The sequence below is a fragment of the Paenibacillus sp. PAMC21692 genome, assembly GCF_014303795.1.
GTDB classification, from domain to species: Bacteria; Bacillota; Bacilli; order Paenibacillales; family Paenibacillaceae; genus Pristimantibacillus; species Pristimantibacillus agaridevorans.
In genome coordinates, this window is the sequence record NZ_CP060293.1 from 5,620,417 (window position 1) to 5,645,265 (window position 24,849).

Sequence of the window (24,849 nt, forward strand, 5' to 3'; positions counted from 1 at the left end):
GCCTCACTCCCCTTTCACCGATAATACGCGGCATTCCAGACTGCCATCCGACAGCTTGACGGTCACTTCATCGCCTTCTTGCGTGCCTTGAACAGTCTTAAGCAGCGTCTTGCCTTCGTTGTCATAGACAAGACCATAGCCGCGGGCCATTACCTTTAGCGGACTAAGCGCGTCCAGCTGCCGGACTCCTGCGCCGAGCCGCTGCTTCTTCTCTTTTATTAAACCGGAAGCTGCCAGTTCCAAACGGTGAGCCGCCGTCGCCAATCGCTTGGCCGAGAATGCGATGCGTTCGCCGGGGTGTCTGGCGACCAGTCCCTTGCCAAGCTTGTCGAGTCTGGCCCTCTCACGGACGACCACCCGCTCCGTCCGCGAGCGCAACTGCTCCTGCAGCCGGTCGAGACGCTGGGCCTGTTCCAGCAAATATTTGCGCGGATATCGGAAGAACGGCGATCTTCTTGCACGCTCCAGCCTCTCGGCATCTTTGCGAAGCCGGAGACGCATCGCCCCGTCCAGCCTCTGCTTCAACCGCTCCAGACCTTGTCCGAGCTCCGCCACATGCGGAACCGCCAGCTCCGCTGCAGCCGTTGGCGTGGCCGCTCGCAAATCGGAGACAAAGTCGGATATCGTATAATCCGTCTCATGGCCGACTGCGCTGATAACCGGAATAGCGGAGTCGGCGATCGCCCGCGCGACGGCTTCTTCGTTAAACGCCCACAGCTCCTCCAGCGATCCTCCGCCGCGACCAACAATTAATACGTCGCATTCGCCGAAACGATTCATCGCTTGTATGGCATTGACGATAGCAGGGGCCGCCCCCGCTCCTTGCACAAGCACGGGATAGACATAGACCGGGATGATCGGATATCTTCGCTTAAGAGTCGTCGTAATATCTCTGACCGCTGCGCCAGTAGGCGATGTAATGACTCCGATCGCTTTGGGAAAAGCAGGGAGAGAGCGCTTGCGGGAAGCTGCAAATAGACCTTCCTGATCCAGCTTCTCCTTCAACTGCTCAAAAGCCAGATACAAGCTCCCAATCCCGTCCGGCTGCATCGCCATGCAATAGAATTGGTAGTTGCCATCCCGTTCGAAGACGGAAATATTGCCCCTGGCCAGCACCTTGGCACCTTCTCTTGGGATGAAAGGAAGCCTCGCGTTATGCGAGGCGAACATGACGCATTTCAACCGGCTGCCTTCATCTTTGAGGGTGAAATACATATGACCGCTGGAATGATGGGTGAAATTGGAGATTTCGCCTCGCAGCCAAACGTCGCCCAGCACAATATCGTTTTCCAGCTTCATGCGAATATATTTATTGAGTTCCTTGACGGAGTAAACGCGTGGTTGTGCCGTCATGCGGACTACACCTCGATTCCGTTCGCCCTCTTAGCCGCCTTGATCGTATTGCCCATCAATAGCGTGATGGTCATGGGGCCAACGCCGCCTGGTACAGGCGTAATGTAGCCCGCCGTCTCCAGACAGTCCTCGTAGTCAACGTCGCCAGCCAGCTTGCCGTCAGGCAGTCTGTTAATGCCGACATCAATAACGACTGCGCCCGGTTTTACATATCGACTGTCAATCGCTTTGGCCTTGCCGATCGCGACAACGAGAATATCGGCTTGTTTCGCGATGCCCTCCATGTCCGCCGTACGGGAGTGGCATACCGTAACGGTCGCATTCTCGCGAAGAAGCAGCATGGCAACCGGCTTACCGACGATATTGCTGCGTCCGATGACGACGGCGTGTTTGCCGGCGATATCAACGCCGCTGCGTTTGATCAGCTCGATCACGCCTGCTGGCGTACATGGCAGCAGGCTGTCATCCCCGATCGTCAAGTTGCCGACGCTCTCCGGATGGAAACCGTCTACGTCCTTCGCTACGCTGATCGCGTCAATGACCGATTTCTCGTTAATATGCTTCGGCAGAGGCAACTGAACGAGAATGCCGTTAATCGAATCCTGGTTGTTAAGCTTACCGATCAGAGCGAGCAGAGCCTCCTCCGTCGTATCGCCCGGCAGACGGTGTACTTCGGAATAGATGCCCAGCTGAATGCAAGCCTTTTCCTTGGAACCGACATACACCTTGGATGCGGGATCATCGCCAACCAATACGACCGCAAGTCCGGGAACGATGTCTTTCTCCTTTAGTTCGGCGATTTGCTCCAGCCATTCTCCGCGAATTTGCTCCGAAATCTTTTTGCCATCAATGATATGCGCTCCCATGTCCGTCTCGTCTCCTTTTTCGTTAACCGCCTTAAGCGGACTTTATATAGTCTGCCGATTACAATCGCCATCAAGCCTTTAATTCGTCGATTCCGAGCAGAAGCTTGCCCAACACGCCGTTGACGAATTTTCCGGATTCCTCCGTGCCGAAATGTTTGGCGAGTTCGATCGCCTCGTTAATCGCCGCCTTGGGCGGCACATCATCCCTGAACACCATCTCGTAACAGGCCAGACGCAGCACCTGACGGTCTACGCGCGAGAGCCTGTCCACTTGCCAGCCTGTCAGGAACTGCTGAAGCATCCCGTCGATCTCCGACTTGCGGGCGATGACCCCGTTCACGATTTCCCTTGCGAAGTCGTCCGTCGAGCCGATCTCTTTGGGATCCGCGCCGAGCTCGTTATCCTGGCGCAGCTCCTCCATGATCATATCGACGGCCTCCGCAGCCGTTACCTCATTCATTTCCATCTGGTACAGGCTGGATACCGCGATTTCCCTAGCCAATCTCCGTTTCATGCCAATCCTCCGCATCTTATCTTCCTTAATTATTTGCTCCATGAAAACGATGATCTCCTCCCTTAACGGAAGGATTCGGATACCCGACTTCCGATGAACGGAGGAGACCACTCAATTATCGAAAGGGACGGAACCTGTCCATGATCGTCTCCCATATACGTTGCCATGGAATAACCGGGCCATTGCTCGATTCCTTCTGTTTGCCGAACCAATAACCCGCAAAAACGAGCAGCGCTACGAACAGCATGTCCCAGAACCCGAATGCCAAATACACAATACTGCAGAAAAGCCCCGCTGCCGCGCCTAGGATTCGTTTCCAATAGACGCTCCAGATCTCCCTCCACATCGGCCGTCCACCTCTATTCTACGCGACTCTTGAACGTGCTTGCCTGTACCACGTTGGCGATAAATACGGCCACGTTGGATACCGGTATGCCGGTAATGTCTTCGACGTGCTCCTTTACCGCCCGTTGAATGTCCTCCGTCAGAGCCGGAATGGAGCTCTCGCCGTCGATCACGGCGCGAAGCACGATCTCGAGACCCGAATCGGACGCTCTCACGCGCGCGCGCAATTCCTTTACGCCGCGCTGCTTGGACGCCGTCTTTAGCGCCAGGTTCTCGATCGTCTCGATCGAGATTCGAATATCGCCGAACTCCGTGCGCTGATCGATGGATTGCGCCGACATGGAGCCGCGATGCAGCGACAGAATAAAGAACCGGAAGCTCAGGAGCAGAATGACGATGCCGGCGATTCCGGTGCCGATCTGTATGCCGTTTGACCGATAGAACTCCGTTAACAGATCGCTCAGCATCCTGCTTGTCAGCCACCCGAAGCCGAGACTCATAAAGAATATGGATATAACGCCGACGATCAGACTGTAAAGAAACAACAATAGCTTGTCCACAACTTTGATCAATGCAGCCAATCCTCCCGTCAGAGCGAATGAAAACCCCCTGGCCGATCGGCATGCCCAATCACAAGGGGGTTGTACAAATGCATGTATGCTTTTTTTATTTGACCCGATTTTGGATATCCTCATCATCCGGTCTCTCTGCCGACTTGAAATGTACGTCATGAATATGTACGTTCACTTCTACAACGTTAAGGCCCGTCATCATCTCGATAGAACGCTTGACGTTGTTCTGGATGCCGGACGCGATCTCGGGAATCTTATGACCGTATTCCACGATGATGGACACGTCCACGGCCGCTTCGCGCTGACCAACCTCCACTTTGACGCCCTTGGACAGATTTTTGCGACCGAGAAGCTCCGCAATTCCTCCAGCGAAACCTCCGCTCATGCCGGCTACGCCTTTTACTTCGATGGCGGCTAGCCCTGCAATCACTTCAATGACTTCGGGGGCAATCTGAATCGTACCGATTTCTGTTTTCTCATAATCCGCGGCGATCGTACTCATGTTCGTTGTACACCTCCCTAAAGTTGCGCGCGGCCCGGCGAAAGCCAAGCCTTATGTCGCATCTTATTTCTATACTATAACATTAGGCAGTAATTATGACAAACGTTACCTGCTTGTATAATTATTCGCCTATCGCCGCTCCCGAAACGTTGATATCATGCTCCTCGAGAAACTTGATATCGAAATCGCCCTGGATGAATTTGGGATGGCTTAACAGCTTCATGTGGAAAGGAATCGTCGTCCGAATGCCTTCGATGGCGAATTCGGACAGCGCCCGCTTCATGCGCGCGATCGCTTCTTCCCGAGTCGCGCCCCATACGATCAGCTTGGCAATCATGGAATCGTAATGCGGCGAAATGGTGTAGCCCGGATATACCGCGCTGTCCACGCGCACGCCCGCACCGCCTGGAGGCAGATAGAACGGGATATGGCCGGCGGAAGGCATGAAGTTGCGTTCGGAATCCTCCGCGTTGATCCGGCACTCTATGGACCAGCCATTAATCTCAAGATCCTCTTGTCGGAACGATAACGGATTTCCTTCGGCAACATTGATCATTTCTTTAATGAGATCTACGTTCGTAATCATCTCCGTAACGGGATGCTCCACTTGAATGCGCGTATTCATCTCCATGAAGTAGAACTGGCCGTCCTGTCCCAGGAGAAACTCCAGGGTGCCGGCGCCGGAGTACTCAACGGCCAGTGCCGCGCGAACCGCGGCGGCTCCCATACGATCGCGCAGCTCAGGAGATAAAACCGGGCAAGGCGCTTCTTCGACGAGCTTTTGGCGTCTGCGCTGCACGGAGCAGTCACGCTCGAACAAATGAACCGCGTTGCCGTGTTTGTCCGCCATGATCTGAATCTCGACGTGCTTCATGCCCGTCAAATATTTCTCCAGGTAAACGCCGGCGTTGCCGAATGCCTTCTGCGCTTCTTGCTGAGCCGTCGTGATCTGGCTGATAAGCGATTCCTCGTTCTCCGCGATGCGAATCCCTTTGCCGCCGCCGCCCGCAGTAGCTTTAATAATGACGGGATAACCGATCGCGCGCGCTATCTCTACAGCTTCGTCGAGGTTGTCGATAAGGCCGTCGGAGCCCGGTATAACGGGTACGTCGGCGGATTTCATCGTCAGCTTTGCGACGGCTTTGTCCCCCATCTTGCTGATGGCATCCGCGGAAGGTCCGATAAACGTAATATTGCACGATTCGCAGATCTCCGCGAAGTCGGCATTTTCGGCAAGGAAACCGTATCCGGGATGAATGGCGTCGCATTCGGTTATCGTCGCTACGCTCATAATGCTCGTGAAATTTAAGTAGCTGTCCTTGGACAACGTCGGCCCAATGCAATAAGCTTCATCGGCAAGCTTGACATGGAGAGAGTCTCTGTCCGCTTCGGAGAACACGGCCACGGTAGAGATGCCGAGCTCGCGGCAGGCACGAATAATTCGAACCGCGATTTCTCCGCGGTTCGCGATCAATATTTTGTGGAATTTCACGTGGGAACCCCTTTCGAACGAGAAGTGTTAGTCCGCTTTCACAAGGAATAGCGGTTGGCCGTATTCGACGAGTTGTCCATTGGCGACGAGCACTTCGACGATCTCGCCCTTCACTTCCGCCTCCAGCTCGTTCATCAGCTTCATCGCTTCCAAAATGCAGACGACGGACTTCTCGGTCACGCGGTCGCCGGCTTTCACGAAGGCGGCAGCTTCCGGAGACGGCGCGCTGTAGAACGTGCCGACCATAGGCGACACGATCTGGTGCAGATCCGGCGCCGGGGCTTTGGGAGCCGCTGACTCAGCGGCAGCTGGCTGTGCTTCGGACTGTCCGGCCGCGGTATACGGCTGAGTGGCGGCAGGCGCTGCGGAGTATGTATGCGTAATTGGAGCCGCTTGCACATTCACCACTTCGGTTTTTCCCGGCTTGCGGATATGCAGACGTGCTCCTTCGTTTTCAATTTCCAGCTCTTGAACGGAAGTTTGGTCAATAAGTTTAACCAATTCTTTAATTTCGCTCAACTTGAACATGAACGTAATCACTCCTCTTCTTCACATAACGTTTTGTATTATAGCATAAATTGCCGCCAACACGAATTTTTTTTTGTCGGAATACGCTTTTCAACATGCAATGATTAGAATAATTCTCCGTTTACGGACAATTACCTTCTATATATGACCCTTTATTTTTGCATTGCAATAAAAACGAGTACAATGCGACGTTGGATAAGAATTTCACTTCTCCGACAAGATCGAAAACTTTCAAGTTCTAATGCGGCAAGGCGCAACGGCTGTCGCCGTCCTTCGCGACGAGGCGCGTTTCGTTCCGAGAAATATAGAGAAAGTACGGCGAAATCATATACTTTCCTGTATTTCAAAAAATCCGCGCATCAGCGGCCTGGTGCCGACGATGCGCGGATTGCGATTGGCAAGCCGTGATATTACGGCGCCGGTACGTATTGCACGGTGACTTGCTCCGGCTTGACTTCGAGCGTCTTCATGACTTGCTCGATAATGCCGGCCGCTTCCTTCTTCTCCAGCTTGTCGCTTGTTACCACGACTTTATAACGATCGTTCTCCGGCGAGATAAGCGCCATCTCGTATTTGTCCTGGAGCGCGATTTCCAGATTTGTAATTCGCGAATTTTTGTCTTCCAGCAATTCCATCTCCTTCGTCGCCGCCGCGAATTCCTCATCCGAGGATTCGACGTTCGCGATGACGGCATAGATGCGCGCTTCCTCTTCCGCGTATTGTCCCTCGCGCTTCGACATCAGATCTGCGAACAAACCGCTTGACGCCATGCCGTTACGCTCCATCTCGGCCAATACCGCTTTGTCCTTTTCGCTCATCTCGCCATTTCCTTGATCGACTTGATCGACTACGATGCCGCTTCCGCCGTTCACCTCGGAGACATTTTCCGTCTCCGCTCCGCTGCCCGAGAGTTTGTCGGCATCGTTAAGATCCTGCGTGAACAGGTAATATGCGGACAGGACGACCATCAGACTTAACATGGATACTAACCAAATCGTTTGTCTTTTTGTGTTCATAGAAACAGCCTCCCAAATATTATTTTCGTTCATATCTTTACTGCATTGTTATTGCTTGCGCGGCACGACTTCAATCCTGTTCACGGCGACGCTGACGCCTTTCTCTACCGCGCTCGTAATGAGCCTTCTGACCGTCGTATTCTCAGCGCCTTGAGCAACGATGAGAACGCCCCTTATCTTGGGATTGATTGTTTTGGTGACGATCGGCTTCTGATCGCCGGACACCTCGTATAACACGACCTGTCCATCCCGGCTGATAGATGTAATTTGGCGAGTTCCCCCGTTTTTGTCATTCTCGTCGGTGCTTGATTGCGTCTCTTGACTGTGCCTGCCCAAGACGATTTCCTCGGTCGAATCGACCGTTACCATAACGTCCACCGAGCCGACACCGACAATCTTGCCCAATATTTCCTCCAGCCTTGTCTCCAGTGCATGCTCGATCTGCTGGAAGGGTGAATTTAAAACCTGGCTTTGATTCCAAGCCTCCTCGGCAGCGGGGGGCGGATTAGGATCCTGCGCCGACGATTCCACGTCCTTATATGGCAGGAACGAATTGATAAGCATCAGCGCGGCGCCGATCCCGCCAACAATAAGCAGGATGCGAAGAGTTCGGACACGCTTCGGACCGCTGGGACCGCCGCCGACCGCCGCCTCCAAATTTTCCAGCCATTTTGCCACGTTTACCCAACCTCCCAAGGGGAATGCCTGCATGTATAGCGAGCTGTGCCTGAACTGTATTCCGTCGTCAAGCGCGCTGCCTGATCAGAATGAGGTCTCTATGCACCCCCCAGCCTTGATAAATGACTTCCCGGATCTCCGTTGCCGCGCGACCTTTCACTTCGGCGTATTCATCCCGGGTGCCAGGATAACCAGTGCCCGATTGCTCCTCTCGTTCGGGCGATGCTTCTACGGACACCTGCACCGACACCGACACCTGCTGCACTTCCTCAACTTCTTCCGCAACCGGCACTTCCTCTTCCCTCTCCGAACTCTGCATGGCTCTGAGCGTGATCGTAATGCCGCCGATGTCCGGAACGTCGTTCTCTCCCCGCTTCTCTCCCCAAACTAATGCGACATCCACAGACTCTACGGCGCTACCGGCATTCTTCCGCAGCTCGGCCAGCATCCCGCTCTCCAGCGTGCGTTCCACAAGCTTCGAGGTCTCCTGACCGCGCTGTTCCGAAAGTTCGGCCGCTTTGCGCTCAATTTCCGAAAGCGTTGGCATTTTCACGTTTCTCTCCATCGTGCGTTCATCCCAAATTTGGATGCTTGCGTCCAGCTTGGAACCGATATTCTCCTGGAAAAGCCGCAGCAAGGGAGACAGAATGGTCAGGAGGATGAACAGACCGACAACGAGTCTGGCATACCGCTGCATCGCCTTGTTTGGCAGCAGCAGCTCGACCAGCACAGCCAGCAGAATGACGGCAATAATGTCCCGCAGCCAGTCGCTGAGCCAAGTCATCACATTCCGCTCACCTCCTTTAATAATTCCGTCTTTATCTGGTCATTAACGCCGCATTGCCCGCCGTCAAAATGATCGTTACGGCAAGAAAGAACATCAGGCTTACTGCGGCAAGCGCGGCGAAAACGTAGATCATCGTTTTCCCGATTGTCTGTAGCGTATCCGCGATCGGCGAATCGCCGAGCGGCTGCATGACGGCAGCTGCCACATTGTAGATGAGCGCCAGCGTCAATATTTTCAGTGCAGGGAATGCGCTCAGAAACAGCAGGACGATGACGCCCGCGATGCCGATTGCGTTCTTTGCCAGCATGGAAGCGGAGATAACGGTATCCGCCGCATCCGAGAACATTCGGCCCACGACGGGAACGAAGTTGCCCGTGACAAATTTCGCTGTCCGCAGCGTCACCCCGTCCGTAACGGCGCCTGTCGCGCCCTGCACCGAGATGACGCCGAGGAAGATCGTCAACATGATGCCGAGAGCCCCGATAGCGACGTTTCGGAGCAGATTCGCCAGCTGAGTCACCTTGAACTTCTCGGACAACGCGCTTGCGATATGCAGCACGGCCGAGAAAAACAGAAGCGGGAAAACAAACGTGTAAATGACTGTACCTACGGCATGGATCATAAAAATAATAAGCGGATGCAGCACCGACACCGTCACGAGACTGCCCATAGATGCCAGGAGCGTCAAAAGCAGCGGCACCATGGCCAGCATAAATGTAATCATGCTTTCGATCGCATCTCTGGCGTAACCGATGGCGACATGAAAGCTGTTCACCGCGATGATGACGAGAACCATGAACGTAATGGCGTACGCGACCTTGCTGATCGCGCTTCTTTCGAATGCCGACTGCATCGTCTCCAGCACCATGCTGAATACGGTCAGCAGGACGATTGTAACAAGCAGCTTGCCGTTGTAGAGCACTTCATGCCACAGATAACGAACCAGGCCTTGCAGCACGTCCGTCAGTTTAAAGCCGCCTCCTGGAAGCAGCATCTCGCGGAATGTCGGCATCTTTCCTTCGGGGAAGAATCCTCCGTATTCGCTGCTCAGCTTGCTCCAGTACGCCTCAACGCCCTCCGTGTCGACTCCGGCAAGCTGATCCTTCGTCATCGCATCCGTTGCGGCAGTTGTCCCATCTTGTCTCCAGCCTTCTTTGCCTTCTTCGGTCAACGACACCGCGGAAGCGTCTGCCTGAAGGACGGCCGGCACCAGCTGGAAGGCCAGCGCAATCAGGAAAATCATAAGCAGCAGCTTGGCCCTTGCACGGGGTCCTGATCCTGTCATCTCTTCATTCAGCTCCCCGCCGGCAATAGTCCGATGACCGTCTCGACGATAACGTTAATGATGGGAACCGCCATTACGAGAATGAATATTTTGCCGGCAAATTCGATTTTTGAAGCGATGCTCTCCAGACCCGCGTCCCTTACGATCTGCGCTCCGAATTCCGCGATATACGCGATTCCGATAATTTTGAGCACCGTCTTCAGATAAATGGATGGGATGCCCGACTTGCTGGCCAAATCTTCAAGCACCGTGATGACCGCTTCGATCTTGCCGATGACGTACAGGAAGATGAACAATCCCGTGAACGCCGCCAGTAAGAAGGCGAACATGGGCTTCTGTTCCCGGATGACGAGAATCAGAACCGTTGCGATTAAGCCGAGACCGATGATTTGAATCATTTCCAACGCGTTCACCTACTGGAACAGAAAGATCGTCTTTATTTCCTGGAAAAGTTCGTTTAATAGGCGGACCACCATGAACAACACAACGACAAATCCGATAACCGTTACCCAATGCGCCATATCTTCCTTCCCCATCTGCTTCAGCACGGAGTGGATCATGGCGATAATAATGCCGATCCCCGCAATCTGGAATATGGCGCTCACATCGATATTCATAAGCAGCGCACCTCTTACACCATCAAAATGACGATCAGTACAGCCAGCAATACGCCAAGGCTCTTCCACATCTTCTCGTAACGGGCTTGATCGTCTCGCGCGGACTCTTCTTCCGCTTTCAGCTGGGACAGGGCGAGCCGAAGATGCTTCATCTGATCCTCCTTGTCGCTAATGCCAAGCGTCGTTCCCAATCGGATCAGAACGCCCATCTCCGTGGCCTTCATGGCCGTATCCCTCCAATGCTGCTTAACCGCGGCGCTCCAGCTCTCCTGAAACGTTGGCCCTTCCGCCTTCCATACCCCTTCGGCCGCGCTTCGCAAAATGGGGGAGATGGGAGGCGCAGTCGCCGATGCCGTTCTCTCCAGCGCCTCCGGCAAAGGCGTATGCCCGTAACCGATCTCGGTCTCAAGCCGCTGCAGGGCATGCGAGAGCTGTCTAAGCTGCTTCGGCCGCTCCGCGAATCGCGCCGCTTGCTGAAAGCCGATCAACGTGCCCGCCACGATAATCAAAATGGCGCCTAGCACCCCGAGCATGGCTCATCCCGCTGTCGGGAAGCGAAGCTAAGCAAGCTTCGCTCTCCCGTCTCCGAACCGACAGACGGCGAATTAGGCGAGTTGCCAAGTCTGACGACTCTGTGCATGACTCCTTCCTTCGTACGCTTAAGCTCGACGATCTGGGCGAATGTGCCGTCTTGAATCAGCTTGTTCAACTCCGGCCTGCCCTTAGCATCCTGCATGTCATAGGCATGGGCGGTTGCAATAATCGCCACCCCGGCATGGCTTGCTTCGCGTATGGCGTCTGCGTCCTCCGGCCGGCCAACCTCATCGACAACGAGCACCTCCGGCGACATCGACCGCAACAGCATCATAATCCCCTCAGCTTTGGGACAAGCGTCCATGACATCCGTTCGAGGGCCAATGTCGAAGGTAGGAATTCCTCGGACGCAGGCTGCAATCTCCGATCTTTCGTCTACGATGCCTACCTTCCTTCCCCGCCACTTCATCCCCGTCATGCCTGTCCAGGCGCCATAGCTGATTGCACGGGCCAGATCACGTATCAATGTCGTCTTCCCTTGCTGCGGCGGCGCCAGAATGAGCGTCGACCCGATCGACTGCCGAGTACGATCCAGCAGCTTGGGAAGCAGGTGGACGGAAGCGCCAATGACTTCCCTGGCAATCCGGATGTTGAAGCCGCCGATGTCTCGAATGCCCCGAACAATGCCTCCGTCCAGTATGGTTCTCCCAGCCAGTCCGATCCGATGACCGCCCGATACGGTAATGTAGCCTCTGCGAAGCTCTTCTTCCATGGCGTACAAGGAATAATTCGTTATTCTCTCCAGCAGCTTTCTGCATTGCTCGGCCGTTGGCTTCACCGCGCCTTCTGCATCTTGCAATATGCCCGAATCCGCGGTGATGAACCGGCTGTTACCTCCATAGGCGATCTCAAGCGGACGATTCTCGCGAATGCGAATTTCCTCGAGCTGCCCCTTAATATCCGCAGGCAATCCCTCGAGCAGACGCTTTAGCTCCAGCGGCAGCAGATGCGACACCTGTGCAAGCATTCTTCTCACTCCCGGATGTTTGTCCTTGATCGTTACATATGTATGCTTGTCTCTGGGACAATATGCAAAGCTTCTCTCTTATTGCTAGAGTTCGACTCTACTATTTCTTTAAAATTCCGATCATCAGACAACAGACGCCGACCGCCACCCAAATAAATTTGGACGGAGACAGCTTATCCGACAATCCGACCAAGCCGATCGTCGTCGTTGCGATTAGGACGAGCGGACCTACAAGGGCAAGCGACGAATTAACGACAAGAGCCTTGTCGATTTGATTGAGACGCAGCATCAGCAGCGCAGCGCATATTTCAATGGTGCCCGACATCAAGCGCAAAGACGCCATTGTCATCACGATTTTGTTTATCACAGCATGATTCCTCCTCAAAAGGTCTTGGATTCCTTGTCCCATTATATGCGCGCTTCTCTTCTTTTCATGCCGGACACCAGCCCAAGACCACCCGCATATAGTGAATCAATGTTGTACCGGAAATTCATCCTGCGAGAAGCACCGAAGGAGACGAACATGATGAGAACTGCTGTATCAGACAACTGGCATCAGCTATTAAAGGACCCTAGCGGCATTAGAGGAAGAGACCGCAGACTGCAGCTTGGCAAGACCATGGTGATTGACAAAGGACTTGGACTCCATAGCCTCACTGATTTTCTCCAAGTGTCAAGCCCATACGTCGACATGCTCAAGCTTGCATTCGGAACGTCGGTTCTTTATGATTCCGAGCTGCTCAGGCAAAAACTTCGAATGGCTAGCGAGCATGGCATCGTAACGTTGCCCGGAGGAACGTTGCTGGAAGCCGCCATCAAGCAGAACGTTACCCGCGAATTTCTGGATACCGTGCAGCATTTCGGCTTTACCGGGATCGAAATATCAGACGGTACAATCGATCTGAATCGCATTCGTCGCACCTCGCTAATAAAGGAATGCGTTCGCAGAGGTTTCATCGTTACTACCGAATACGGCAAAAAGGCCGAGGGATCCGTCATAGATCCGGAAGAGCTGGCCTTCACGGCGCATTGCGACTGGGAAGCAGGTGCGGAGCTCGTGACTGTAGAAGCACGGGAATCCGGCCTTAATGTCGGCCTGTTCGACGAGAAGGGGCAATGCAAGGAGGCTGTGCTGGAGAGCGTTCTTAAGAGAGTGGAACATGCCGGCAAGCTGATGTGGGAAGCTCCGCTCAAGAGCCAGCAGGTCGAACTGCTGCGGCAATTCGGGCCAGCGGTCCATCTGGGCAACATTGCGCCGGGAGATGCGCTTGCGCTTGAAGCGATGAGACGGGGACTTCGCTCCGACACCTTCCATCTGGGACGCCATGTCTATGAAATCGATTATATGATCTAAGAAAGAAGGACATCCGTCATGATGGTTCAAGTCATATCCAGTGTTAACGAAGCTTGCGCCGCGAAGTTCCATCACAAGACCGCTATCGTCATCGACGTGCTTAGAGCGACCAGCACCATTGCTGCCGCGCTGTCTGCCGGAGCGTCCAGCGTCTTGCCCGCGGAGACCGTCATGGACGCAAAGTCGTTGCACCGCCCCGGAGATCTGCTTGGCGGAGAGCGCTTTTGCCGCCGGATCGCCGGGTTCGACTTAGGCAATTCTCCGTCCGAGTACAACTCTGATACCGTAAAAGGACGAAAAGTCATTCTGACGACGACAAATGGGACCAGGGCCATTCATAAATCTACGAGAGCCGATCACGTCATTGCCGCCTCGCTCTTGAACGCTGAAACGTGCGCGGCATTCGCTCTGGAGCTTAAGCGCGACATCATCATCATGTGCGCGGGAAGCCATGACGAATTCGCGCTCGAGGATGGATTATGCGCCGGCTTGCTTCTGCATCATCTGCGCAAGCCGGGAGACGTCTCCTTAGAGACGGACGACTTCGGTACCGCAATGGAATCTTTGTATGCCGATAATCGCGATCGCATGGAGACGATCTTAATGAACAGCGCCTCCGGGAAACGTCTGTTAAAGTTAGGACAGAAGAGCGATATAGCCTATTGCGCGAGAGTAAATACGTTACAAGAGGTTCCGTACCTCGTCGGCGATGTGCTTGTGTCGCGGCGATAGAATCGCTGTGCACTTACAAGAGGATTGACATATTGATCTCAGCCCGTCCATATAATGATTGTAGGCGCTTAAGAGGTTGTTCAAAACCGTACTTTTTGAACTTATAGTTGTAGTGGCCGTTCAATCCGCTTGGGAATGGGAGCATATCAAGATGACAGGTCAAATCATATTGGTAGCTTTAATCATTGTAGGTGTCGTCGGCCGCTCGTCCATCATCGCGACAGCGGCCTGCATATTGCTGGCGATCAAGCTTGTTCATCTGGAGAGGTTCCTCCCCGGCATCGAACGCCGCGGCTTGGAGCTCGGCCTTCTTTTTCTGACGCTCAGCGTGCTTGTGCCGTTCGCGGCAGGGAAAATCGGATGGAAGGACTTCAGCAGCGTGCTCACTTCTTGGCAAGGCATTCTCGCCCTGATCGGCGGAGCTGCAGCGACCTATATTAATAGCAAGGGTCTTGATCTGCTTCGGATCGATCCTCAAATCATCGCAGGACTAGTGCTTGGTTCCATCGTCGGCATCGTCGTACTGCGAGGCATACCGGTGGGGCCGTTAATGGCGGCCGGCATTACCGCCATCTTGTATAAGCTGTTTCAAATGCTAAGCGGTGAATCCTGACCCTACATATACCGAATAAAACAACAAGGGCGCCGCCCAGGCTGATAACAGCCTGGATGACGCCCTCTTTTTGCAGCTATTGTTTATCTCCGTTCCGATGGACCGCCGACAAAAACTTGTTCAGTCGTGTCGAGGCCATATGCCGTGTGAAGCGCACGAACGACATCGGCAAGCGGCTCTGAGTTGATGACGCAGGATACTTTAATCTCCGATGTGCTGACCATCTTGATGCTGACTCCGATCGAGGAGATAGCCTTGAACATCGTAGCGGCAACTCCAGGGTTGCTGACCATACCTGCTCCAACGATGGATACCTTGACCAATCCGCTCTCCGAATTCGTTTCGCGGAACGGCACCTCGGCACGATTGTTTTCGATAACGGCAATAGCTCTCTCTCGATCATCGCCGGAGACGGTGAACGAGAAGTCGGCCTTGCCGTCCGCCACGCCGCTTTGCACGATAATATCAACATCGATGCTTTCGGCTGCAAGCGCGCCGAATACGTTAGCGAGCACGCCTGGTACGTCCTCAACGCCTAGAATGCTTATTCTTGCTACGTTTTTATCAAATGCGATGCCCCGCACGACCACGCCTTGCTCCATAACTGCTTCCTCCTTCACACTTGTCCCTTCGTTATAGGTAAAGCTGGAACGAACGACCAACCGCACGTTGTTATGTTTCGCATATTCCACCGCTCGCGGATGCAGAACCGCCGCGCCAAGATGAGCAAGCTCCAGCATTTCGTCGTACGAAATTTCTTCCAGCTTGCGCGCGTTCTTAACGACACGCGGATCCGTCGAGTAGACGCCGTCTACGTCGGTATAAATCTCGCATACATCGGCTTTAAGCGCGGCAGCCAGCGCCACGGCCGTCGTATCGGAGCCGCCTCTGCCAAGCGTCGTAATATCGCCTTCTTCGCTTGTGCCCTGGAATCCTGCGACGATGGCGACATTGCCTTCCTTAAGCGCCTTGAACACGCGACTTCCATCTATATCGATAATTTTGGCTTTGCCGTGAACCGCATCCGTCCGCATGCCGGCTTGCCAGCCTGTAAACGATACGGCCTTGCCGCCCAAACCATGAACAGTCATAGACAATAAAGCGATCGAAATCTGCTCGCCGACCGTCATCAGCATATCCATCTCGCGAGCAGGAGGATTCGGGTTCAAAGTCTTCGATTGATCAATCAGGTCGTCCGTCGTATCGCCCATGGCGGACACGACCACGACGACGTCGTTGCCTTCTTGCTGCTTCTCGATAATACGTTTAGCTACACGTTGCATTCTCTCTGGCGTCCCTACGGAACTGCCTCCAAACTTCATCACGACCAAAGACAAAGCTGATTCACTCCCCAACCTTGACATATACATACAAGATGATATTATAACACAGCCTGCTTGCCTATGAACATACTTTCCAGCATCAATTTTCGACAAACAAAAACCGTCCGACTAAGCCGGACGGTTCGCAAGCTTTTTAACTGCCATTTTATGCGCGGGAAATGTATTTGCCTTCGCGCGTATCGATAAGCAGAACGTCGCCTTCATTAATAAAGAGCGGCACTTGAACATTAAGGCCAGTCTCCACCTTCGCGGTTTTCGTTGCGCCTTGCGCCGTGTTGCCTTTTACGCCAGGCTCTGTTTCCGTAACGGCCAGCTCAACGCTGTTCGGCATTTGGATCCCAAGGATCTCGCCTTGGTAGCTGGAGATGTTAACGGTCATGTTTTCCTTCAGGAAGTTAAGCTCCCATTCCAACTGATCTTTCTCCAGATTGAACTGGTCGAATGTCTCGTTGTCCATGAACGTGTACTCGGAACCGGCGTTGTAGAGGTATTGCACGGCTCTGTTTTCGATTTGAGCGCGGCCGATCGTCTCGCCTGCGCGAAATGTCTTTTCAACGACGTTGCCATTGCGGAGGTTCTTCAGCTTGGAGCGTACGAAGGCCGCGCCTTTGCCAGGTTTCACGTGTTGGAAGTCAAGTACTGTAAAGATGTCGTTTTCCACTTGAACCGTAAGGCCTGTCTTAAAATCGTTTACTGAAATCATTGCTGATTCCCTCCTGAATGAAAATTCCTATCCCAGGCAGATAAGCTCTTTCGGGGATGAGGTTAATATTTTAATGCCGGAATCCGTTATAACGATGTCGTCCTCGATCCTTACTCCGCCGAAGCCGAGCAAGTAGATGCCGGGTTCCACCGTTACAGTCATACCGGGGGTTAAAATCGTGTCGCTAAGCCTCGACAACCGCGGAGATTCGTGAATCTCCATGCCAAGACCGTGGCCGGTGCCATGACCGAACATGTCTCCATAGCCGTATTTCGTAATGGTATTGCGCGCCAGCGCGTCGGCTTCCAATCCCGTCATGCCGGGACGAATGTTCGCGAGCGCATGAAGCTGCGCTTCCAGCACGATGTTGTAAATTTCGCGGTGCTTGTCCGTCGGCTGCCCGATAACGACCGTACGCGTCAGATCGGAGCAATAACCTTTGTAATAGGCGCCGAAGTCCAGCTTGATAAATTCGTTCGTACCGATCACACGCTCGCTGGCCACGCCGTGCGGCAATGCGGAGCGTTCTCCCGATGCAACGATCGTATCGAAGGAAGAGCTGGTCGCGCCATTGCTGCGCATGTACACTTCCATCTCCAGCGCTACGTCGGTCTCGCGCATGCCGCTGCGAATCAGCCCTGTAATATAGGTGAAGGTACGATCCGCCAGGTCGGCTGCTTCTTGCATAATCGCAAGCTCCGATTCGTCCTTTATCATCCGCAGCTTCTCGATTAAACCTTCGGCAGGTACGAGCGTGATGTCCTTAAGCAACGTGCTCCAGCGGACATGCTCAGCGAACGTAACATGCTCCTGTTCGAAGGCAAGCTTGCCTATGCCCCATCCTTTCAGAAGCTCTCTGACTTCGTCCAGCGGACTGGTGCCATGCTCGATGATGTCGAGCCCTTTGGCTTGCTCCGCCGCTTGAACGCGATAACGGAAATCCGTCAGCAGCACAGCCTTGTCGCCGGTCACGAGCACATAACCCGAGCTTCCGGTAAATCCGCTTATGTATCGCCGGTTATGCGAGCTTGCGATTAACAAAGCTTCAAGCCGGCTTTCTTCCATAAGCTCCCGAAGACGGTTCAATCTCTCCATACTCATTTGTCGTCACTCCCTTTACGCTTATGCGCCTTCGCGGTTCAGCTCATGCACAAGCGCTTCCAGCGCCAACGTATAACCGATGGCTCCTAAGCCCGCAATTTGGCCAAACGCGATAGGCGCCACTACCGACACATGCCGGAACTGCTCTCTCTTATGAATGTTGGACAGATGAACCTCGACGATCGGCAACGATACCGAGCTTAACGCGTCTCGCAGGGCATAGCTGTAATGCGTCCAGGCTCCGGGATTAATAATAATTCCGTCCATCGTCCCATAGGTCGCATGGATTCGATCGATCATTTCCCCTTCGTGATTGGTCTGGAAGCAGGTTACCTCCACGCCGAGCTCTTTCGCCTTGTCCGCAATCATTTCTTCGATAGCAGACAAGGAATTGTTGCCGTAAACGCCCGGCTCTCGAATGCCGAGCATATTCAAATTCGGACCGTTGAACACTGCGATATTGCGCATTGTGGTTCCTCCCATGCGGCTAGCTCACCTCTAGCGCCTGAATCATTAGACATTTTACCACAAATGCCCGCCGCTTGAGAAGCGCCAAGTCCATTACTTCGCTGTTGCCGGTTCTCGGGACGATTCGTCCGTGAATTCGAAAGCAATCGAGTACCCGATGAACACGCCCCAGAGCGTAAAAATGCACAGCTCGGATAAAATCGTGTTCCAGCCTGCCGCATTCACTCTACTCGTCATGCCGATCAGTGGACCTGCCGCCAAAAACATAAGCGCCCACCAGCCCAAGCCATAAAAGATGCCCGGCCAAGGTCCTCTGAAACGACCGAGTAATGCTGTATACAACAACGCTGCAGCAATAGAGAAGACGATAAAACCGGCAATGCCGATTACGATGCCCCAATAGCTGATTAGAAAATGATGCCGGAAAAATGGCTCCATCAGAAACCCCGGCAGTTCCGTCGTGAATTTCATACTATAAAACATCCACCTTATGCTGCCCCAGATCAAGCCGGCGAACAACCCTATATGAACCGCGTACAGCCAACGATTCGTATGATGGTCGCTATAGGTATCCTTATCTGATTGCCTGTTCTTCACTTGGATCGCGCTCCTCTTCATTAAGCGGCGCCACCCGCTTTTTTGACTTGCTGTCCATATAGTATGGATATTTCAGGCGTTCCATAATCAGAGAAAGTCGGGAAAGGCCGCATACGGCAACCCGCGCGCACTCGCAATCCTTGTTTAGATCAAGTACAATAGAAGGAAGTTCAGTTAGTTATTATTCAAGGATGGTGACCAACCTTTGCCTCAGGAACCTAGAAACATTTACGGCGGACAAGCCGTCATCGAAGGCGTCATGTTCGCGGGCAAACACGTCAACGTGACGGCAGTCAGGCGCAAGAACGATGAGATTGAATTTTATGAAGTGCCTAGAAGCTCCAAGCGCTGGGTAACCGGGCTCAAAAAAATCCCTTTAGTTCGCGGAGTCGTCGGCATTGTCGAATCCAGCGCAAAGGGCTCGCAGCATCTGAATTTCTCGATGGAAGCCTACGCGGAAGACGAGACGGCCGAGGAAGGCAAGGCAGACGAACCCAAAAAAGCGGAGCCCGAGAAAAAAGGTTTTAGTCTCGGCATGATTGTGAGCGTAGCGGTCGCCGGCGTGTTGTCTTTTATTTTCGGCAAGCTGATCTTTACCGCCGTACCCGCCGCGATCGAAGATCTTCTGTTCGCCAAGGCATTCAGCAGTCAAGTCGGTCATAACCTCTTGGAGGGACTTATTAAAATCATCTTGCTGCTGGTCTATCTCTACTTCATCTCCTTGACGCCGATTATTAAACGGCTGTTCCAATATCATGGCGCCGAACATAAAGTAATCAGCGCCTATGAAGCCGGCGAAAAGTTGACCGTCGAGAACGTGCAGAAGTACAGCCGGCTCCATTACCGGTGCGGTTCCAGTTTTATCGTCTTCACGGTTATTGTCGGGGTTGTCGTATATTCCATGCCGATCTTTGAATGGGAGACCATCTGGGAGCGCATCTACCTCCGCATCCTGCTGCTCCCCGCGGTTCTGGGTTTATCTTACGAGGTTCTCAGACTGACCAACTCGGTACGCGAGGTTCCCGTTCTGCGTTTCCTCGGGTATCCGGGTTTGTGGCTGCAGTTGCTCACGACAAAGGAACCGAACGACGAGCAAGTGAAGGTATCTATCGCTTCCTTTAAGCGCATGCTTGAGCTCGACCGTCAGGCAGCTGCCGGAGCAACCCTTTCGGCGAACGAGCCGAAAGCTATTTAATCCCTCTTTACGGAAAGGCGTGATAGGATGCGAAGCAGATCGAAAGGCTGGATGATCGCGGGAATCGTCGTGGCTCTGCTCATCGTAATCGGGTTCGTCGAAGGAATTACCAGCAGCAACCCGATTCAGTTTCTACTTCCAATCATCATTATTGGCGGCATCTTCCTCCTCTACAAATACCCGCCTTCCTTCTTGAGAGGCAACAATCAGGGAGGATATGGACAGCGCGGCCGCAACGCTTACGCACCGCGCAAGACGACAGCGCAATCCAAGTCGAAGAAGGACAGAACCAAATCCCGCACCATACCGTTCAGAGTCATAGAGGGCGGCAAGGATGACGAAGATACGCCTAAATATCATTAACCAGACACAACAATAAGGCCGTTGAAACGATGCAGGTATCGTTCCAACGGCCTTATTGTTGTCTGACCAATCATTCGTATGTACGTCTAATCGTTATCCAGTTCGCTTCGCAGCGACCGAAGCTCGTCCAATCGGCCGGGATCTCTACGGAAGTATTCCACCAGCGTCTCGATGCAAGTAATGGAATCCCAGCTTAGATGATGCTCGATTCCTTCGACATCCTTGTATATGTTCTCTTCTTGTACGCCTATCGTCGTCAAGAAGGACTCCAGCAGATCATGGCGCTCCATCAATCGTTTGCCCATTTTTTTGCCTTTGTTCGTCAGGACGAGACCTCTATATTTCTCATAGATCAGATAGCTGTCCTTATCCAGCTTCTGAATCATCTTCGTAACGGAAGACGGGTGAACCTCGAGACCCTCCGCAATGTCAGAGACCCGCGCATACCCTTTTTCCTCGATGAGTTTATAAATTCGCTCCAAATAATCTTCCATGCTCGGAGTCGGCACTCGCGTTAGCCTCCTTACCTCGCGCATCCAGCCGAAGCGCGGTTTTCACTCATTGTATCATACACTGTGGTGCAGCTTGCTGCAACCTTGCCGCCCCCCTTCGCTTGCTTGAGCGGGTTCATCCCATAATCTGATCGCGCAAGCTTGACTACCGCTTCCTCAAATCTGAAACACTAACCCGTAAGACGTAACAAGCTGCGCTTTGACGGTGCGGCTTTATTTCAAGAAGAGGAGAATGACAAATGGCGGTACAGACGATCGAACGAAACCGTAAAAAGACGTCAGACCTGTCTTTTGTGCCGGAGCTTGTCTATTTTGAACCGGCGGCGCTGGATTATCCCAAGGGACAACGGATTTTCGAATGGGCGAAGGAAACAGGCATTCCCTATCGGATGACGACGTCGCATAACCGTATAACGAACCTGCCAGGGGATACCGAGCTGGAACAATACCGCATTGCCAAGCGGACGCTTGTCGTAGGTATACGCAAGACCCTTAAATTCGACACGTCCAAGCCTTCCGCGGAGTACGCCATTCCGATCGCGACGGGATGCATGGCGCATTGCCACTATTGTTATTTGCAGACCACGCTTGGAGCAAAGCCTTATATTCGCGTGTACGTCAATACGGATGAAATCATGGACGCAGCGCTAGGCTATATTCAGGAACGATTGCCGGAAACAACCCGGTTCGAAGCCGCCTGCACTTCCGATCCCGTAGGTCTGGAGCCTATAACCGGTAGTCTCAGGGAACTGATCGACTTTATGGGGCAGCAGCCGAATGGAAGGCTACGCTTCGTGACGAAATTCCATCATGTCGATTCCTTGTTGGATGCCAACCATAACGGCAACACGCGCATCCGCTTCAGCGTGAACAGCAAGTATGTCATCAAACATTTCGAACCTGCGACGTCCAAATTCGAGCAGCGGATCGAAGCCGCCGCGAAATGCGCGAGAGCCGGCTACCCCATCGGCTTCATCATTGCACCGATCATCTGGTTCGACGGATGGCAGGACGGCTACGGGGAGCTGATCGACTCGCTGGACGAAGCGCTGCCGCTTGATGCGCGAACCGATCTAACCTTCGAGCTTATTCAACATCGCTTCACAAAGACGGCCAAGTCGGTCATAGAGAAACGATATCCCAAGACGAAGCTGGAGATGGACATAGAGAAGCGAAAGTACAAGTGGGGCCGCTGGGGCCAAGGCAAATACGTATACCCCGATGAACAAGCGGATGCGCTCCGGCTGTTCATTTCGGAGCGCATCTTCGAGCGATTCCCTGAAGCAAGAATCGAATACTTCACTTAAAAAAGGTTGTTAAATCAGAATTTGAGCCATTCGGGCGTGATCATATTAAGCCAGATTGTAATTTGGGTCATCTGATCCGTAAAGAGCAGGATGCCCATCAGGATCATGATTCCGCCCCCGATCTTCATGACTTTGGCCGAATACTTCAGAATCCAGCGCGCCGTGCCCAGGAAAAATGCCAAGACGAAGAAGGGTATGGCGAAGCCAAGCGAGTATGCCGTCGTAAGGCCGAACCAGGTGCCGGGCTCGGAAGCCGCCAATCCAAGAATGGCTGTTAATACAGGCCCGGTGCATGGTGTCCAACCGGCAGAAAAACCAATGCCGAACACAAATGAACTGAGATATCCCGCACGCTTAGGAACCAGATTCATCCGACGCTCCTTCATCAGCAGCCCCGGCTTGAAGATGCCCATCAAAAACAATCCCATTAAAATAATAAGTATGGCGGACAATTGCCGAATCAATGCATTGTATTCGCTAAAAAATTCGCTGAATACGTTAGTGCCATACCCGAGCGTATAGTAAACGGTGCTGAAGCCAAGAACGAAAAACAAAGTATGCGACATCATCAGCAATCGCTTGCCTTTTGTTTTGTCGGCATCCTTTAGCTCCGACACGGAAATGCCGGTTATGTAGGATAAATACGAAGGATAGAGCGGCAGACAGCACGGCGAGATAAAGGATGCAAAACCCGCGCCTAACGCTATCCATAAATTCATGTCAGACAACTATCTTCAACCACCTTTCACATATGCCCTGGAACAGGGTCTCTCCAACCGTTAGTTAAAGAGACGCAAACCTCGGCGCGATGCCAGCAAAAGCAGCAGAATGAAGATCAAAAGAAGCACGATTGTTCCGCCCGGCGCCAGGTTCCAAACGCCTGCGATGATAAGCCCGAACAACAGCGCGAACTCGCCGATCACTACGACAGCGATAACGCTTTGTTTGAAGCTGCGCGCGATGATGAGACTGCAAGCGGCTGGAATCGTTAATAATGCCGAGACGAGCAATGCTCCTACTATTTTGATAGAAACGCTAATAATAAGGGCCGTAAGTACGCTTATCATAACATTGTAGAATCGGACAGGCAAGCCGCTGACGGCGGCCGCTTCCTCGTCAAACGTGAGCAGGAAGAGCTCCTTTACCTGGGTGCCGATGACGATTAATACAGCTCCCGTAACGCCGCCGATAATCCATAGATCAGTACTGTTTAACGTATAGATGCTGCCGAACAGATAGCTGTTGACGTTCATCGAGTAGCTCTGACCGAGCGTGAACAAGATCGAAGCAAGCGCAATCCCGCCGGACATGATGATCGCAAGCGACAGCTCCGCGTATGTTTTGTAGGCTTTGCGGAGCTTTTCTATAGCGAAGGAAGCTGCGATAGAAAATACGATGCCAGCCACTAATGGATATACGCCGGTCAAGAAACCCAGCGCAACGCCTGCGATAGCGACATGCGACAGCGTATCCCCGATCATCGACAGTCGCCTCAGCACAAGAAACAGACCGACAAGCGGTGCCGTAATGCCGATGAATAACCCGCCAAGCAGCGCCTTCTGGAAGAATTCGCTAGTTAGAATTTCCAATTGCGATAACCTCTCTTCCGCCTTCCATCCGCTCCCGGAGCCCCTTGAGACTATGAGCCAGATTGCTCTCGACGCAATCCTGGGTTTCATGCGAATGCTTGATGTAAAAGTGCAATTTGCCGGCGCTGGAAGCAGGCTCTTCCCCAAGATAACCTCGAATCATCTCCATGTCATGCGATACCATCAGGAACGTCATGTTATGATGCTGATGCATATGCTTGATCATATGGAAAAAGCTCTCCTGCGTCTCCGCATCGATGCCAACGGTCGGCTCATCGAGGATAAGCAGCGACGGACTGTTAATAAGCGCCCTGGCAAGAAACACGCGTTGCTGCTGTCCCCCGGACAGCTGGCCGATCCGCTTTTCGCCAAGATCGGTTATGCCCATCGCGTCCATGGCATCCGAAGCTTTTGTATGATCGCCGCGGTTAAGTCTCTTGAACAGTTTCTTGCGGCCGTAGAGACCTGACAAGACAACCTCATGTACGGTTGCGGGGAATTGCGGATTAAAGGCGTTGCGCTGAGGCACATAGCCGATCCGCTCCCATTCCTTGAACTTGCCCACCGGCTCGCCGAATAGCCGAATTTGGCCGGAGCCGGGCTTATGAAGACCGACGATCATTCGAAGCAGCGTTGTTTTGCCTGCGCCGTTCGTCCCGATAAGACCGATAAAGTCGCGCTCCTTGACGCTGAAGCTGACGTTCTCCATCACTTGTTTGTGCTGATAGGCGAACGAGACATGATCGACCGTAATCACATCGTTATGGTTGCGACAGCCGTCGTCCGTTGCGGCCGCGGAAGTAATTATAGACATTGCATTCTCTCCTCGAAGCTATGGGGTAAAAGGAAAAATCGG

Annotated in this window: 32 protein-coding genes; 6 read left to right on the forward strand and 26 right to left on the reverse strand. The window is 53.2% G+C overall.

The window, feature by feature from the left end:
• Positions 1-3 precede the first annotated feature (3 nt).
• The 17 genes from xseA to H7F31_RS23005 form a co-directional block, all read right to left on the reverse strand.
• Positions 4-1,353, reverse strand: coding sequence for an exodeoxyribonuclease VII large subunit (gene xseA / locus H7F31_RS22925; RefSeq protein ID WP_187100678.1), 1,350 nt, complete (start codon positions 1,351-1,353; stop codon positions 4-6).
• A 5-nt stretch (positions 1,354-1,358) separates the two neighbouring features.
• The gene (gene folD, locus H7F31_RS22930) at positions 1,359-2,219 is read right to left on the reverse strand and encodes a bifunctional methylenetetrahydrofolate dehydrogenase/methenyltetrahydrofolate cyclohydrolase FolD (protein ID WP_187100679.1); all 861 of its coding nucleotides are present in this window, start codon (positions 2,217-2,219) and stop codon (positions 1,359-1,361) included.
• Between the two features lie 70 nt (positions 2,220-2,289).
• A complete protein-coding gene (gene nusB, locus H7F31_RS22935; protein ID WP_087567300.1) occupies positions 2,290-2,733 on the reverse strand; it encodes a transcription antitermination factor NusB in 444 nt (147 codons plus the stop codon).
• A 115-nt stretch (positions 2,734-2,848) separates the two neighbouring features.
• Positions 2,849-3,079 carry a DUF2273 domain-containing protein gene (locus tag H7F31_RS22940; protein ID WP_087567083.1) on the reverse strand — a complete coding sequence of 77 codons (231 nt, stop codon included), beginning with the start codon at positions 3,077-3,079 and terminating at the stop codon, positions 2,849-2,851.
• A gap of 13 nt (positions 3,080-3,092) precedes the next feature.
• Complete coding sequence (amaP, locus tag H7F31_RS22945; RefSeq protein WP_187100680.1) at positions 3,093-3,650, reverse strand: alkaline shock response membrane anchor protein AmaP; 558 nt, start codon at positions 3,648-3,650, stop codon at positions 3,093-3,095.
• A gap of 94 nt (positions 3,651-3,744) precedes the next feature.
• Positions 3,745-4,152 carry an Asp23/Gls24 family envelope stress response protein gene (locus H7F31_RS22950; protein ID WP_087567085.1) on the reverse strand — a complete coding sequence of 136 codons (408 nt, stop codon included), beginning with the start codon at positions 4,150-4,152 and terminating at the stop codon, positions 3,745-3,747.
• Between the two features lie 121 nt (positions 4,153-4,273).
• Positions 4,274-5,644, reverse strand: a complete 1,371-nt coding sequence (gene accC / locus H7F31_RS22955) for an acetyl-CoA carboxylase biotin carboxylase subunit (protein WP_187100681.1) — start codon at positions 5,642-5,644, stop codon at positions 4,274-4,276.
• A 27-nt stretch (positions 5,645-5,671) separates the two neighbouring features.
• Positions 5,672-6,172, reverse strand: a complete 501-nt coding sequence (gene accB / locus H7F31_RS22960) for an acetyl-CoA carboxylase biotin carboxyl carrier protein (protein WP_087567087.1) — start codon at positions 6,170-6,172, stop codon at positions 5,672-5,674.
• Between the two features lie 410 nt (positions 6,173-6,582).
• Positions 6,583-7,188: a SpoIIIAH-like family protein gene (locus tag H7F31_RS22965; protein WP_187100682.1), complete on the reverse strand. Its 606-nt coding sequence runs from the start codon at positions 7,186-7,188 to the stop codon at positions 6,583-6,585.
• A 48-nt stretch (positions 7,189-7,236) separates the two neighbouring features.
• Positions 7,237-7,866 carry a stage III sporulation protein AG gene (gene spoIIIAG / locus H7F31_RS22970; RefSeq protein ID WP_187100683.1) on the reverse strand — a complete coding sequence of 210 codons (630 nt, stop codon included), beginning with the start codon at positions 7,864-7,866 and terminating at the stop codon, positions 7,237-7,239.
• A 67-nt stretch (positions 7,867-7,933) separates the two neighbouring features.
• The gene (gene spoIIIAF / locus H7F31_RS22975; protein ID WP_261800551.1) at positions 7,934-8,650 is read right to left on the reverse strand and encodes a stage III sporulation protein AF; all 717 of its coding nucleotides are present in this window, start codon (positions 8,648-8,650) and stop codon (positions 7,934-7,936) included.
• Between the two features lie 34 nt (positions 8,651-8,684).
• Positions 8,685-9,938 carry a stage III sporulation protein AE gene (gene spoIIIAE / locus H7F31_RS22980; protein ID WP_187100685.1) on the reverse strand — a complete coding sequence of 418 codons (1,254 nt, stop codon included), beginning with the start codon at positions 9,936-9,938 and terminating at the stop codon, positions 8,685-8,687.
• 8 nt (positions 9,939-9,946) lie between these two features.
• A complete protein-coding gene (gene spoIIIAD, locus H7F31_RS22985) occupies positions 9,947-10,342 on the reverse strand; it encodes a stage III sporulation protein AD (RefSeq protein WP_087567091.1) in 396 nt (131 codons plus the stop codon).
• Between the two features lie 9 nt (positions 10,343-10,351).
• Positions 10,352-10,555, reverse strand: a complete 204-nt coding sequence (spoIIIAC, locus tag H7F31_RS22990; protein WP_068686620.1) for a stage III sporulation protein AC — start codon at positions 10,553-10,555, stop codon at positions 10,352-10,354.
• A gap of 14 nt (positions 10,556-10,569) precedes the next feature.
• Positions 10,570-11,088: a stage III sporulation protein SpoIIIAB gene (gene spoIIIAB / locus H7F31_RS22995; RefSeq protein WP_187100686.1), complete on the reverse strand. Its 519-nt coding sequence runs from the start codon at positions 11,086-11,088 to the stop codon at positions 10,570-10,572.
• Positions 11,073-12,116 carry a stage III sporulation protein AA gene (spoIIIAA, locus tag H7F31_RS23000; RefSeq protein ID WP_187100687.1) on the reverse strand — a complete coding sequence of 348 codons (1,044 nt, stop codon included), beginning with the start codon at positions 12,114-12,116 and terminating at the stop codon, positions 11,073-11,075. Before spoIIIAA ends, spoIIIAB begins: the two co-directional genes overlap by 16 nt.
• 100 nt (positions 12,117-12,216) lie before the next feature.
• Complete coding sequence (locus H7F31_RS23005) at positions 12,217-12,483, reverse strand: YqhV family protein (protein ID WP_179215434.1); 267 nt, start codon at positions 12,481-12,483, stop codon at positions 12,217-12,219.
• Between the two features lie 159 nt (positions 12,484-12,642).
• Between H7F31_RS23005 and H7F31_RS23010 the strand changes: the two genes are divergently transcribed.
• From H7F31_RS23010 to H7F31_RS23020, 3 genes are all read left to right on the forward strand, one after another.
• A complete protein-coding gene (locus H7F31_RS23010) occupies positions 12,643-13,470 on the forward strand; it encodes a phosphosulfolactate synthase (RefSeq protein ID WP_261800106.1) in 828 nt (275 codons plus the stop codon).
• 18 nt (positions 13,471-13,488) lie between these two features.
• The gene (locus H7F31_RS23015; protein ID WP_187100688.1) at positions 13,489-14,202 is read left to right on the forward strand and encodes a 2-phosphosulfolactate phosphatase; all 714 of its coding nucleotides are present in this window, start codon (positions 13,489-13,491) and stop codon (positions 14,200-14,202) included.
• A gap of 151 nt (positions 14,203-14,353) precedes the next feature.
• Positions 14,354-14,815, forward strand: a complete 462-nt coding sequence (locus H7F31_RS23020; protein ID WP_187100689.1) for a DUF441 domain-containing protein — start codon at positions 14,354-14,356, stop codon at positions 14,813-14,815.
• A gap of 83 nt (positions 14,816-14,898) precedes the next feature.
• Here H7F31_RS23020 and H7F31_RS23025 read toward each other — a convergent pair whose 3' ends face one another.
• The 5 genes from H7F31_RS23025 to H7F31_RS23045 form a co-directional block, all read right to left on the reverse strand.
• Positions 14,899-16,152, reverse strand: coding sequence for an aspartate kinase (locus H7F31_RS23025; RefSeq protein WP_087567097.1), 1,254 nt, complete (start codon positions 16,150-16,152; stop codon positions 14,899-14,901).
• A 151-nt stretch (positions 16,153-16,303) separates the two neighbouring features.
• Positions 16,304-16,861 carry an elongation factor P gene (efp, locus tag H7F31_RS23030; protein ID WP_187100690.1) on the reverse strand — a complete coding sequence of 186 codons (558 nt, stop codon included), beginning with the start codon at positions 16,859-16,861 and terminating at the stop codon, positions 16,304-16,306.
• Positions 16,862-16,888: 27 nt separating this feature from the next.
• Complete coding sequence (locus H7F31_RS23035; RefSeq protein ID WP_315970515.1) at positions 16,889-17,962, reverse strand: M24 family metallopeptidase; 1,074 nt, start codon at positions 17,960-17,962, stop codon at positions 16,889-16,891.
• Positions 17,963-17,983: 21 nt separating this feature from the next.
• Positions 17,984-18,430 (reverse strand): type II 3-dehydroquinate dehydratase, encoded by a 447-nt coding sequence (aroQ, locus tag H7F31_RS23040; RefSeq protein WP_187100691.1) that lies wholly within the window; start codon positions 18,428-18,430, stop codon positions 17,984-17,986.
• A 93-nt stretch (positions 18,431-18,523) separates the two neighbouring features.
• A complete protein-coding gene (locus H7F31_RS23045) occupies positions 18,524-19,048 on the reverse strand; it encodes a YqhR family membrane protein (protein WP_187100692.1) in 525 nt (174 codons plus the stop codon).
• A 184-nt stretch (positions 19,049-19,232) separates the two neighbouring features.
• On the opposite strand from H7F31_RS23045, the gene H7F31_RS23050 reads away from it, so the two are divergent.
• The gene (locus H7F31_RS23050) at positions 19,233-20,222 is read left to right on the forward strand and encodes a DUF1385 domain-containing protein (RefSeq protein WP_187100693.1); all 990 of its coding nucleotides are present in this window, start codon (positions 19,233-19,235) and stop codon (positions 20,220-20,222) included.
• Positions 20,223-20,249: 27 nt separating this feature from the next.
• The gene (locus H7F31_RS23055; RefSeq protein WP_187100694.1) at positions 20,250-20,585 is read left to right on the forward strand and encodes a hypothetical protein; all 336 of its coding nucleotides are present in this window, start codon (positions 20,250-20,252) and stop codon (positions 20,583-20,585) included.
• Positions 20,586-20,671: 86 nt separating this feature from the next.
• Here H7F31_RS23055 and mntR read toward each other — a convergent pair whose 3' ends face one another.
• Positions 20,672-21,094: a transcriptional regulator MntR gene (mntR, locus tag H7F31_RS23060; RefSeq protein ID WP_108996235.1), complete on the reverse strand. Its 423-nt coding sequence runs from the start codon at positions 21,092-21,094 to the stop codon at positions 20,672-20,674.
• 242 nt (positions 21,095-21,336) lie between these two features.
• Between mntR and splB the strand changes: the two genes are divergently transcribed.
• Positions 21,337-22,404, forward strand: a complete 1,068-nt coding sequence (gene splB, locus H7F31_RS23065) for a spore photoproduct lyase (protein ID WP_187100695.1) — start codon at positions 21,337-21,339, stop codon at positions 22,402-22,404.
• A 14-nt stretch (positions 22,405-22,418) separates the two neighbouring features.
• Here the strand turns inward: splB and H7F31_RS23070 are convergent, their stop codons facing one another.
• The 3 genes from H7F31_RS23070 to H7F31_RS23080 are packed head-to-tail and all read right to left on the reverse strand — an operon-like array spanning position 22,419 to position 24,807.
• Positions 22,419-23,132: a cytochrome c biogenesis CcdA family protein gene (locus tag H7F31_RS23070; RefSeq protein WP_187100696.1), complete on the reverse strand. Its 714-nt coding sequence runs from the start codon at positions 23,130-23,132 to the stop codon at positions 22,419-22,421.
• Positions 23,133-23,183: 51 nt separating this feature from the next.
• Positions 23,184-23,993, reverse strand: coding sequence for a metal ABC transporter permease (locus H7F31_RS23075; protein WP_187100697.1), 810 nt, complete (start codon positions 23,991-23,993; stop codon positions 23,184-23,186).
• Positions 23,977-24,807, reverse strand: coding sequence for a metal ABC transporter ATP-binding protein (locus H7F31_RS23080; protein WP_187100698.1), 831 nt, complete (start codon positions 24,805-24,807; stop codon positions 23,977-23,979). The genes H7F31_RS23075 and H7F31_RS23080 overlap by 17 nt, the downstream gene beginning before the upstream one ends.
• Positions 24,808-24,849: the final 42 nt, after the last annotated feature.

What these genes read in the sequence shown, in the direction of transcription:
- folD (WP_187100679.1), bottom strand. Translation starts at nt 2,219, where the DNA reads ATGGGAGCGCATATCATTGATGGCAAAAAGATTTCGGAGCAAATTCGC.
- H7F31_RS23035 (WP_315970515.1), bottom strand. Translation starts at nt 17,962, where the DNA reads ATGAGTATGGAGAGATTGAACCGTCTTCGGGAGCTTATGGAAGAAAGC.
- H7F31_RS22950 (WP_087567085.1), bottom strand. Translation starts at nt 4,152, where the DNA reads ATGAGTACGATCGCCGCGGATTATGAGAAAACAGAAATCGGTACGATT.
- spoIIIAB (WP_187100686.1), bottom strand. Translation starts at nt 11,088, where the DNA reads ATGCTCGGGGTGCTAGGCGCCATTTTGATTATCGTGGCGGGCACGTTG.
- H7F31_RS23045 (WP_187100692.1), bottom strand. Translation starts at nt 19,048, where the DNA reads ATGAAGAGGAGCGCGATCCAAGTGAAGAACAGGCAATCAGATAAGGAT.
- aroQ (WP_187100691.1), bottom strand. Translation starts at nt 18,430, where the DNA reads ATGCGCAATATCGCAGTGTTCAACGGTCCGAATTTGAATATGCTCGGC.
- nusB (WP_087567300.1), bottom strand. Translation starts at nt 2,733, where the DNA reads ATGAAACGGAGATTGGCTAGGGAAATCGCGGTATCCAGCCTGTACCAG.
- H7F31_RS23080 (WP_187100698.1), bottom strand. Translation starts at nt 24,807, where the DNA reads ATGTCTATAATTACTTCCGCGGCCGCAACGGACGACGGCTGTCGCAAC.
- H7F31_RS22965 (WP_187100682.1), bottom strand. Translation starts at nt 7,188, where the DNA reads ATGAACACAAAAAGACAAACGATTTGGTTAGTATCCATGTTAAGTCTG.
- splB (WP_187100695.1), top strand. Translation starts at nt 21,337, where the DNA reads ATGGCGGTACAGACGATCGAACGAAACCGTAAAAAGACGTCAGACCTG.
- H7F31_RS23015 (WP_187100688.1), top strand. Translation starts at nt 13,489, where the DNA reads ATGATGGTTCAAGTCATATCCAGTGTTAACGAAGCTTGCGCCGCGAAG.
- H7F31_RS22940 (WP_087567083.1), bottom strand. Translation starts at nt 3,079, where the DNA reads ATGTGGAGGGAGATCTGGAGCGTCTATTGGAAACGAATCCTAGGCGCG.
- efp (WP_187100690.1), bottom strand. Translation starts at nt 16,861, where the DNA reads ATGATTTCAGTAAACGATTTTAAGACAGGCCTTACGGTTCAAGTGGAA.
- spoIIIAF (WP_261800551.1), bottom strand. Translation starts at nt 8,650, where the DNA reads ATGACTTGGCTCAGCGACTGGCTGCGGGACATTATTGCCGTCATTCTG.
- H7F31_RS23020 (WP_187100689.1), top strand. Translation starts at nt 14,354, where the DNA reads ATGACAGGTCAAATCATATTGGTAGCTTTAATCATTGTAGGTGTCGTC.
- accB (WP_087567087.1), bottom strand. Translation starts at nt 6,172, where the DNA reads ATGTTCAAGTTGAGCGAAATTAAAGAATTGGTTAAACTTATTGACCAA.
- H7F31_RS23010 (WP_261800106.1), top strand. Translation starts at nt 12,643, where the DNA reads ATGAGAACTGCTGTATCAGACAACTGGCATCAGCTATTAAAGGACCCT.
- spoIIIAA (WP_187100687.1), bottom strand. Translation starts at nt 12,116, where the DNA reads ATGCTTGCACAGGTGTCGCATCTGCTGCCGCTGGAGCTAAAGCGTCTG.
- spoIIIAC (WP_068686620.1), bottom strand. Translation starts at nt 10,555, where the DNA reads ATGAATATCGATGTGAGCGCCATATTCCAGATTGCGGGGATCGGCATT.
- spoIIIAE (WP_187100685.1), bottom strand. Translation starts at nt 9,938, where the DNA reads ATGACAGGATCAGGACCCCGTGCAAGGGCCAAGCTGCTGCTTATGATT.
- H7F31_RS23055 (WP_187100694.1), top strand. Translation starts at nt 20,250, where the DNA reads ATGCGAAGCAGATCGAAAGGCTGGATGATCGCGGGAATCGTCGTGGCT.
- xseA (WP_187100678.1), bottom strand. Translation starts at nt 1,353, where the DNA reads ATGACGGCACAACCACGCGTTTACTCCGTCAAGGAACTCAATAAATAT.